The sequence below is a fragment of the Grimontia sp. AD028 genome, assembly GCF_000973155.1.
Taxonomy (GTDB): domain Bacteria; phylum Pseudomonadota; class Gammaproteobacteria; order Enterobacterales; family Vibrionaceae; genus Enterovibrio; species Enterovibrio indicus.
Genome location: NZ_LASY01000066.1, coordinates 1 through 9,343 on the forward strand (window position 1 = coordinate 1; position 9,343 = coordinate 9,343).

The 9,343-nt window shown below is 41.4% G+C and carries 7 protein-coding genes and 1 pseudogene; 7 read left to right on the forward strand and 1 reads right to left on the reverse strand.

Annotated features, from left to right (window positions below; all coding sequences use genetic code 11):
- From RN22_RS25170 to RN22_RS15225, 6 genes and pseudogenes are all read left to right on the forward strand, one after another.
- A pseudogene (locus RN22_RS25170) lies at positions 1 to 585 on the forward strand (type VI secretion system tip protein VgrG); the annotation flags it as partial.
- Position 586: 1 nt separating this feature from the next.
- Positions 587 to 1,150: a DUF4123 domain-containing protein gene (locus RN22_RS15205; RefSeq protein ID WP_046305575.1), complete on the forward strand. Its 564-nt coding sequence runs from the start codon at positions 587 to 589 to the stop codon at positions 1,148 to 1,150.
- A gap of 4 nt (positions 1,151 to 1,154) precedes the next feature.
- Positions 1,155 to 4,892, forward strand: coding sequence for a LysM peptidoglycan-binding domain-containing protein (locus tag RN22_RS15210; protein WP_046305576.1), 3,738 nt, complete (start codon positions 1,155 to 1,157; stop codon positions 4,890 to 4,892).
- A complete protein-coding gene (locus RN22_RS15215; RefSeq protein WP_046305577.1) occupies positions 4,889 to 6,082 on the forward strand; it encodes a hypothetical protein in 1,194 nt (397 codons plus the stop codon). Before RN22_RS15210 ends, RN22_RS15215 begins: the two co-directional genes overlap by 4 nt.
- Before the next feature lie 282 nt (positions 6,083 to 6,364).
- Positions 6,365 to 7,348: a DUF6708 domain-containing protein gene (locus RN22_RS15220; protein WP_046305578.1), complete on the forward strand. Its 984-nt coding sequence runs from the start codon at positions 6,365 to 6,367 to the stop codon at positions 7,346 to 7,348.
- 141 nt (positions 7,349 to 7,489) lie between these two features.
- On the forward strand, positions 7,490 to 8,461 hold the full coding sequence (locus RN22_RS15225; RefSeq protein WP_231590909.1) for a hypothetical protein: 972 nt from the start codon (positions 7,490 to 7,492) through the stop codon (positions 8,459 to 8,461).
- A gap of 6 nt (positions 8,462 to 8,467) precedes the next feature.
- On the opposite strand, the gene RN22_RS15230 is transcribed toward RN22_RS15225, so the two are convergent.
- Complete coding sequence (locus tag RN22_RS15230; protein ID WP_046305579.1) at positions 8,468 to 8,821, reverse strand: hypothetical protein; 354 nt, start codon at positions 8,819 to 8,821, stop codon at positions 8,468 to 8,470.
- Between the two features lie 283 nt (positions 8,822 to 9,104).
- Between RN22_RS15230 and tssD the strand changes: the two genes are divergently transcribed.
- Positions 9,105 to 9,343, forward strand: a 239-nt coding sequence (tssD, locus tag RN22_RS15235) for a type VI secretion system tube protein TssD (protein WP_046305580.1), incomplete at its 3' end; no start/stop codon positions are given.

Consider the following 9,343-nt stretch of genomic DNA (forward strand, 5'->3'; position numbering starts at 1 on the left):
GACCGCAAGGACAACATCAAACATGACCTCCATCTGGATGTGGAGAATGAAAGGTTCCAGCATATCAAAGCTGACGATCATTTAACTGTCGATGGCAACACCTTGACACACGTTAAAAGTGACAAAACTATCGTCACTGACAGCTCCCTACATATTAAAGCGGGGGCCGCCCTGCTAAACGAAGCAGGCAGCGAGATCCACCTAAAGAGTGGTCATAAATCAGTGCTGGAGGCTTATACAGAAGTCACGCTCAAAGTCGGTGGCAACTTCGTCAAGATAGATCCATCAGGCGTTCATATCGTGGGTTCTGTTATCAACATCAACTCGGGTGGAAGTGCAGGATCTGGTTCGGGGTTTGGTGGAGTGATGCCGATTTTGCCAGGTGGGGTTCAAGCAGAGAAATCCCCTAAAGAAGCTGAGCAAGTTCTTTTTAGCGCAACTCAGTATGCTGCCAACCCGAAATTAATGTCACCCGATGCGTTAACCTACATGTCTTTAGCAGATCAGCCGCTCGCTAAATTATGCCAGAAAAGAACAGATGGGAGTTGCCCTCGCACTGACTGTCCCTGTCTTGGTAGAGGTTAAAGTGGATAAGTCTTTAGACCATTTTTTTCACCAAAGTGGCTATAGCAATTGGATAGTCGCTGATAAAGTCCGCGTGCCCGACATTTCAAGCTTTCTGTATACATACGAAACGACTGCTGAAACATTCACACTGTTTGAAGGCGGAAGTTATAAGCATATACACGAAATATCTCCTATTGCCTCTCCAGTTGAGGCAAGTTTTGCGCTCAAAGAACGCCTGACTAAAGACGAGGTTTTATCTTCAAGCTGCATATTTCTGCAGGCAAATATACAAGCAGATCCTTATCAACTCGTTGAGCATCTGCGAAGCCTACTAACAGTTGTTATCGATGAGCACCCCATATTTTATCGATATTACTCACCAGCTTTTTGGGATAGTTATGGAGAGAAAATCTCAAAGAGAGACTTAACCTCGATAATTCATCCTTTCAAAGTTTTAGGATGGCTATCCCCTAGTGGGAAGTTCAGAACTCTCGAAGCTCCAAAGCAAAAATCCATACCTAAAAAAGAAATATCCCGTTCACCATTACGTCTTCATTCGCCAATTTTTAGGGAGTTAACTTAGCAATATGTCTGGTCAATATCGTACCTATGTAATCAAGCAAGATGACTGCCTGAGTCTTATCGCCCAGAAGTTTGGCGTAAAAATAGAAGACATTGCCCATCTAAATAGTGACCAGATAGAAAACATTGACTTTATCTACGCAGGAGAAACTATAAAACTTTCTGGCAATGAAGCAGCTCCTATAGAGATAAAAACAGGGGAAAGGATACCGCTTCCAGAAGCACCCGAGGCAGAGAATTGTGGTAAAGATCTTTGTAGTTTCAGTACACCTGAGTTTGTCGACATCCTCTATGTTCCCTCACATCCTGGAAACAAAGATGGTGGAAAAAAATGGTATGCCGTCACAGATGTTGCGAAAAATGCCATTAAGAAAGAAATGTCGCTATTAGCCGAAGCTATGGTTAGTGACAGTCGAGAAGCATCACTACAAAACTTAAACAACCTCGGGATCTTATCAAAATTTGAAATGAAACCTCATGAAGCTTTTCTCGTAGATACAGATGCTAAAAGACTGCGCCACCTAGAGTGGCTTATTAGCACCATAAATTCTGGCGCTGCGAAACTCTATAAAAATGGCGGAGAGAATGGTTTTATTATTTCCGTCGCTGAACAGGAAAACCTAGACTACAAAAAACTACTTGGTCGCAAGGTCTTTTGGGAAAAGTTCAAACAATTTTATCTAGATTACACTCCTTCAGTCGTGCTGCTTAGAACAATCGGAGAAGCCGCTGATTTCATAGAAGAGATCGCAGAAAAAGAAAAAGAGGCTCAGCTAATGGAAAGGGCTAGGCTTGCTGCTCACCACGGAGTCCTAGAGCATCTAAACGACTCAATTGAAGAATTGAAAGAAAAGGCGGTAAAAGAAGCGAGAACAATAGTATCTAAGGACGGTACCAATTTTGTCTGGGATAAAGAGCAGAAGTATTTTACTAGTGAGAAGCAAAAAACCGTCTCCACACATATTAAAGATTTATTCAATGCTCGTCGATGGAGCGAAGATGAACTTGCACTAACTCCACATGACAAAGCTCTAAATCGTCTCAAAAAAGTATGGCTTACGGATGTACCCAAGGTTAATTCTCACATATCAATAGGGTTAAGCTCGGCAATACCTCCAGAACTTCTATATGCCAATAGTTTAACTTTGGCGCTTAGAAGGTTGAACAGCCTAGGTTATGTAATAAAAGAGCAATGTCTAACATTTGATGAGCTAGAAGGTACACTCCCCGAACATCAAGGACCAATAGCATTATCAAGTTCTAGCCAGTTTGAAAAATGGCGAAAAAATGACAATTTAACCTCTTTTTTTGGTGTGAAAGCTGCCTCTCTTGATAATTACAGTCTTGAACGGGAAGCTTCGTTAAGGGCTGCTCTACTCAAAGAACTTGGTATCCCTACAGGATCAGACGTTGCCCAAGATGCTATTAATCGTGCATCTAACAACATTTCATGGGCTTACTACCCAACACTCGCTCTGGTCAAAATACTAGATCGGACTTTGTCGAAACACATGTCTTCGCTAGGAGCAATTCTTAACGGGAACAATTCAGTACCAGGAATTTTTAACGAGCTAATAACCATAAAAAAAATTGCCCTCAACCGTTTAAATAAGCTACAAAAAATTGCTGAAAAACGCGCCACAGATAGAGATATAAAAAACATCAACTTAGTTGATGATATGCCCAAAAGCCTTCATCTAATATGGGATGAAAAAGAATACAAAGCGAAGGAGATGAAGAGAGGCATATTCAAAAATGAAGCAGGAGTTGCAAACCTGCAGGCAATTGAGTGTAGTCTAATATCAGACGGGGAATTAGGCTGGGTAAGGGGCCCTAGTTGGTTTATTCCAAGCCCCTCCGACAACTCCCACTTAGGTAATGTCAAGGATATTACTGAAAGCGTCATCCTTGCAGATCCGATAATGAACCCTGACACACCAGGGCATAAATTAGATGGCGCACTTGAAATTGTAAGGAAAGGCTTTCTTAATGGAAAAAACCCCTTAAATCTAAGTGATCAGATCATTACTTTTGATAAGTCTTTCTGGCATGACAGTTATCACTGGCAGGATGGAGTTGGTCCAAATGGAAAGTCGTCTGCTTACATAGCTAACGCCCAAGCTCAGTTTTTGAGACTTACAGTAAGCAGAGCAGGTGATCTCAACCTACCTGGCAGTAAGTTGGATGAACTGAGCACAGACATTTCGCTTAGTGGTTCTGCGTCAACGGAAGCTAGACTCACTTTAATGAGCGGAGAAATATCCTTCTCTACATATCTTCCAGAGAAGAACGGGTACAACTTGCGCATTTATTATGTTGCACAACCAGACAAAGCGAAGTTGCCAGAAACTAGGAGCTATGATGCAGGGCATTTCAGGCTAAAGCTATCCACAAAAATATATGGCGTAGCAGGTGCTAGTTGCTTGCTATCAGGCAACCTAGTTTTTGGACCTTCAGAAACAAAACCAGGGCATATTGGGGTCAAAGGAAAAGCATTTAAAGAGCCTGACTACAACATGTATGTAAAAGGCAGCCATACTATCCAGACCCGTAATATCAGCCAGCAGAATATACCTCAAGGTGTATCAACCCACGCTGGCGCGAAAATCGATCTGTTTGCCGGAGTAGAAGCGGGAGGGGTAGGCTCACAAGAAGTCTTTTGGTTACCCCCTTCTGTAAGAATAAATGGAGATAACCATGTTTATGACTTCATTGAACTTGGGAGCATTTCGGGACAATTTGCCGTCAATTATGGGATTGGTTTCTCTGGTGAATTGAGGATCGGTTTCCACAATGGACAGTTTTTCCTCATCACAGCAGCCAGACTAGTTTGTGGCCCCGGTGTTAGCGGGAAAGTAGCGATCAAAATCAACCCGATAAATGCTGACAGAGTTATTGATTGTCTACTCGCGATTTTGAAAGAGAGCGGATTTAAATATGTCGAAGTACTGGGTGATATTGATGTAGATGGCAACAACAAAGATTTCGAAGAGCTCAATCGCGTCCTCACCGTTGCCTTGGCATTGGGTTTGACTTTCGCTGAGGTCTTGCTGCTGCCAACTAAAACTTACAATGATTATCTTCAAAGTGTACTAGAAGAAGATTATGCCCCAATGATAGCGAAACACATTGTCGAACGTCCGAGTTCAAAAGTGGAAACATGGGTGAAGAATTTGCCACCAGAAACACTCTCAAGATTGTTCCTCAGTTTGAGCAATAAGAAGTATGACACTTGGCGTGCTTCTCCCAATACCGAGTATGTACCAGACTTCTTAGAAAAGGATGTCGACGTACTTTACGATGAAGTGTTAAAGGCACAGGCTATAGTAAAAATCATGGAATGGATATCTCCAAAAGATGATAAAGATAAAGATTCAAGGTGCTCGCAATTTGAAAAATCTTTGATACTGATGCAAGGAAATTTAGAGACTGCGCAAAACCAGATGGAAAAGTGTAGAAGATTTGCTGAAGGCTGGGGTACCTTAGCTAATTTCATATCCACACTAGATACCAACGGTGCAAATAATCTTAATTTCAGAGTAACAGAGACAAGAAATCTATTCAATAAATTGTCTCTAGTCTTATGTTCGAGAATGACATTATATGTAAATGAAAAAACCTACATTGCAACCGTAAAAGATGCTGTGCTGTATAGGGAGTTTTCCAGCGAAAACTATAGTGAATTTTCAGAGAAAATAAAAAACACTCCTGGCTGGAAAGAGAAAAAATGGAAAATTCTATGAAAATTAAAATGAAGAATATTCTTATACTATTATTTGTTATTTTGGCTACATATATTGCTGTTGAAAGCTACCCCAGTGGTTTTCAGAAAAAGATTGCGGAAGGTCCAAGCTTTCTATCACTCCAACTATCTTCATATTTAGATGACAACAAGGTCAATAGTGATCCCTACGCCGCCAGCCGATATCGCCCAGAAGATCCAATGTATTCCCCACTTCTGGCCATCCAATACGGAGACAAAGAGAGAGCCGAAGCTCTACTAACACCTCTAGTAGAAAAGGGCGATTCAGAAGCCATGTTTTGGTTAGCAGAAATTACCTACGGACAAAGTATCTACTCAGGGAATACTGCCGGCGAATTATTTAAAAAAGCTGCCGAACTCGGTAACCCATACGCGGCGATCAGATTAGACAGTAGAAACATTGAATGTACTCGATATATGGGACATCACTGCAGCGAAGAATGGGGAGAAAAGGGTAGAGTAATACTGAAAAAATTGGCCGAAACTGGTGATGCTAGAGCTGGATATGCTCTTTTTCAGCATGATGTTATGTTGGAGAAGGGGAATGGAGTTTCTTTAGGGGAAGATAGTTTCAGTACTTTGGCAAAAGCTGCCGTTGATGGTGTAAAAGATAATTATTATTACCCATTAATGACACTACTAAATTTTTATCAACTAAATGCTAGCTACCCAGTTTGGAATAGAAGTTATGATTCTGATGATGGCAATCATATTCTTTCTGAAAAAGATAAAGACATTATTAAATCTCTTTATATGCTATCTGTAAATAACAACGACATCTATTCTATTAATGTAGCCCTTTCATATAGCAAAAGTAATAACAACTCAATTCTAGATGATGAGTACATTGATAGGCAAAGAATAAGAACATTACCGATATGGAGTACAAAATTTGGATATGCACCTGCCTATGCAAGAATAGCAATACTAGATAGAGATGCTCTTTTTCAAGGTGCCGCATGGGCAATAGTTAATGATATAATGAGAAATGATAATAATTTCGATTATGGAAGTTGGCTTACTAGTTTTGAATATATAATAACAAGTGAATTTAATCAGAAATTTTTAGACCAAAATGAACTTAAAAAATCTCAAGAGATCTCCAAGGAGCTAATACAAACCCTTACTCCAACGATCTATCTCGATGAGAATCAAACTTATGTTCTTTAGCCATAGCTATACTTAACCCAATAACTTCCCCTTTATCCCATTAAACACCGCCAGTACACGATCGCGTGCTGGTTTGTGATCGGCGATAAATGACAGGTATGTCAGCGCGCTATTCTCATAGTTCTTTGGTAAATCAAGATTCAGATCGCTAGCGTTTCGATATATCCTAGGCCAATTCGTAACGTTAAACTCTTTTTTTAATCTTAATGATGATGCTGCTCTTTTTTGGCAGGATGATGTAAGTACCGACACATTGAAGTTAAAAAATAACTGAGGCGAAACATGCCAAAAAGAATCAATAAAGTTTCTGATGACCTTTGGATCGGAGACGAGCAAGAAGGCTACGCGCCGCATTTTAGAAATACAATCAAAAGAAGAGGAAAAGGTTTTAGTACTGGTTTTGGTACTAGCCATATCATGGAGGACGTTCTTAGCCCTCCCGCAAAAACTGTGGAGCTAGTTGATGAAAACGAAACAGATGAAGGCGGGTTTTATGACGCATCTTATCTCCTTTTCTCAGCGGGAACGCATGGAGATTTCATTGATATGAGAGTGAACAGCGTGCATAACAGGCAAACTCTGACTCGCTTTTCACAATTTTTCATGTTCCCAATATTTTTATTTACATATCTAGTTATAAGATTACTTCGCGACGACACTCCTTGGCTATATTTAGATCCAGCCGAATTAGGCATTCTTATCTTCGTATTTGTTCTGTGTTTTGTTGAATTTTTTCGACCAATACGAACCCCTGTTAGATTCCATCATAAAAATCAGGAGGTTTACGTTTACCACAAAAAAGCACTATATCGGATCCCTTGGAGTGAATGCGAAATCGCTTCAATGTATGCACCTCACCATGTCGGTTATGGTGCTTTTTCGGATGCATATAATCTAAACCTTTGGTTGTACCCCAAACACTGTGTAGAAGGAGAATGCGGAAGCCAGCCAGTAGCTTTAAACTTGGTAACTGCGGTAGGCGAGCATGGAGAAGTATATACCTATTGGGAGTATATCCGCCGATTTATGACTAAGGGAGAAAAGGGTATCCTAACAGGAAACATGCAACAAAAAGTGCTCTTTAGTTTTCCTAACCCTGAATGGAACACAAAAGCCAAAGTGATTGGTTGGTGTTTGTCACCAATCTTTTATGGGTTGTTGCCTTTTATTTCCCCCTCACAGTTTGCTATTCGCTTTAACCCAATCAAAGACCATTGGCCTGAAGAGGTTCATAAGTGGACCGGGAAAACCATTGATTGGCACTAAGCTAAGCCCAATAAAAGCCAGCACATGATCATGTGCTGGCTTGCAATCTAAGAAAATCAGTTAGTTGTTAACTCTCCACCAAGAATAAACCAATGTTGAGGGCAGACTAGAGGTTTGATGGGTGAGTAGAGAAAACAGTCAATGAATTCTAAAGTGATGTTTAATAAGCCATTCAACTCTAGCTCATTTGAGTTACAGAGCAAAAGACTACCGAACGGACTGGTTGGAAAACTATTATCAAAAGGTAAGGTATTTCCTTTTGCTATAGCTACTGAGACTATTTCAACCGCTGCAGTTAAAGATTTCCCCCCTTCCGCAATGCGGAAAGCAGAGAAGGATAAGATCAAGCCTCTTTTCTGGAATGAAGAAGAGCTTTTTCAAGAATCTTTCAGTATGTGGTCTCAGATCTACTTTATGTTCTCAGCGCTCGTCAGAGTTTTCTTGTTTTTGTTCCTCCCGCTCTTTTACATCCTACTATTCGTGGGCTTGGCCTTTGGAGAGGGTGGCTGGGATGAGAGAAAACAAGATTTTTATGATGTTACATTATATATATTCATCCCACTTCTTATTCCCTACTTGCATTACAAGTTAGTTAGTCAAGGTTACTTTTTCCTTGCTCCATTCCTGCGATCGAAGCCTCTGTTTCGTTTAAATCGAACGGAAGGGACTGTCACGCTATACAAAGATAACGGGGAAGTGAATTTCACACATCCTTTCATAGAGTTTGATTGTGTCCTTATGTCTTCTCCTACTGCACAGGGTCATCTCAACTATGTTTTGACATTGGCTCACAGATACAACAACTACTCTGTTGGGGTCCCGTTACACACACTGATTGGCAGTAACCAAATGGTGGCGGAGTATCATCGACTTTGGAATATGATCCAGCGATATATGGATGTTAGCCAGCCAATGCCAGATATCATGGTGCTTGAGCCGTCACGTAGCAGGGATGCGATAACAGAAGCGCACGACAAATGTATTAAGCGCCCTACTAGATACTGGAGAGATATGTCAGACGAAGAATTTTCAGAGACAATTGAGAAGATTAGACAAGAACAGGAAGAAAACCCTTCCTTTGGACACGTTCTAAATATTTTTAAAGACGACTAATATATCTCACCCCAACAACTTCCCCTTAATCCCATTAAACACCGCCAGTACACGATCGTGTGCTGGTTTGTGATCGGCGATAAATGACAGGCATGTCAGCGCACTATCCTCATAGTGTTTCGGTAGTGCCAGGTTCAGATCGCTAGCGATAGTGCGAACATAATCGAGTTGCTTCTGTGATGGTAATTTCAACTCATCCGGGATCGCGTCTTGAATCGTATCTGTCAGTTTCTCGGAAAAGTCCGGCCAGTCATTGAGGTTGATCTTTGTTTCTTCTGCCAATCTCAGAAAGCGTTGCTGTTCTTCGCTAAGCGAATAGGTAAAGGTGACTGCGCCAACCGAAAACTCGACTTCTTTCATTTTTATACTCTTATCGAAACTGCTGTTTTCTCGATGCTATCAATGCAGTCGCTTGAATGTTGTCTGACTCCTGCGAGTTTTCATCCATGAGTTTCTCTCTGATCTTTCGGCCAAATCTTGCTCGCTGAGCAACTTTTCGCCCAACCCACAAGCAATACCTTGCTCTCCCCTTTTCATGATTCATCTAACTCACTGTTTTCATTGAACTCCATCGCTGGCACACCCCTTGCGTTATTACCCACGTAGTAAACAACCTCCTCCGAATTTTTATAGGGAAATTAAGATGCCAACTCCTTGTTATATCGCCATCGAAGGCAAAACCCAGGGCAACATCACTGCCGGTGCCTTCACCGCTGACTCTGTCGGTAACATCTACGTGGAAGGCCACGAAGACGAGATGCTGGTCCAGGCCTTTGACCACATCGTGACTGTACCGACTGACCCGCAAAGCGGTCAGCCGTCAGGCCAGCGTGTTCACAAGCCGTTCAAGTTCACCGTGGCGCTGAACAAAGCCGTACCCCT

What these genes read in the sequence shown, in the direction of transcription:
- RN22_RS15210 (WP_046305576.1), top strand. Translation starts at nt 1,155, where the DNA reads ATGTCTGGTCAATATCGTACCTATGTAATCAAGCAAGATGACTGCCTG.
- RN22_RS15225 (WP_231590909.1), top strand. Translation starts at nt 7,490, where the DNA reads ATGAATTCTAAAGTGATGTTTAATAAGCCATTCAACTCTAGCTCATTT.
- RN22_RS15220 (WP_046305578.1), top strand. Translation starts at nt 6,365, where the DNA reads ATGCCAAAAAGAATCAATAAAGTTTCTGATGACCTTTGGATCGGAGAC.
- RN22_RS15230 (WP_046305579.1), bottom strand. Translation starts at nt 8,821, where the DNA reads ATGAAAGAAGTCGAGTTTTCGGTTGGCGCAGTCACCTTTACCTATTCG.
- RN22_RS15215 (WP_046305577.1), top strand. Translation starts at nt 4,889, where the DNA reads ATGAAAATTAAAATGAAGAATATTCTTATACTATTATTTGTTATTTTG.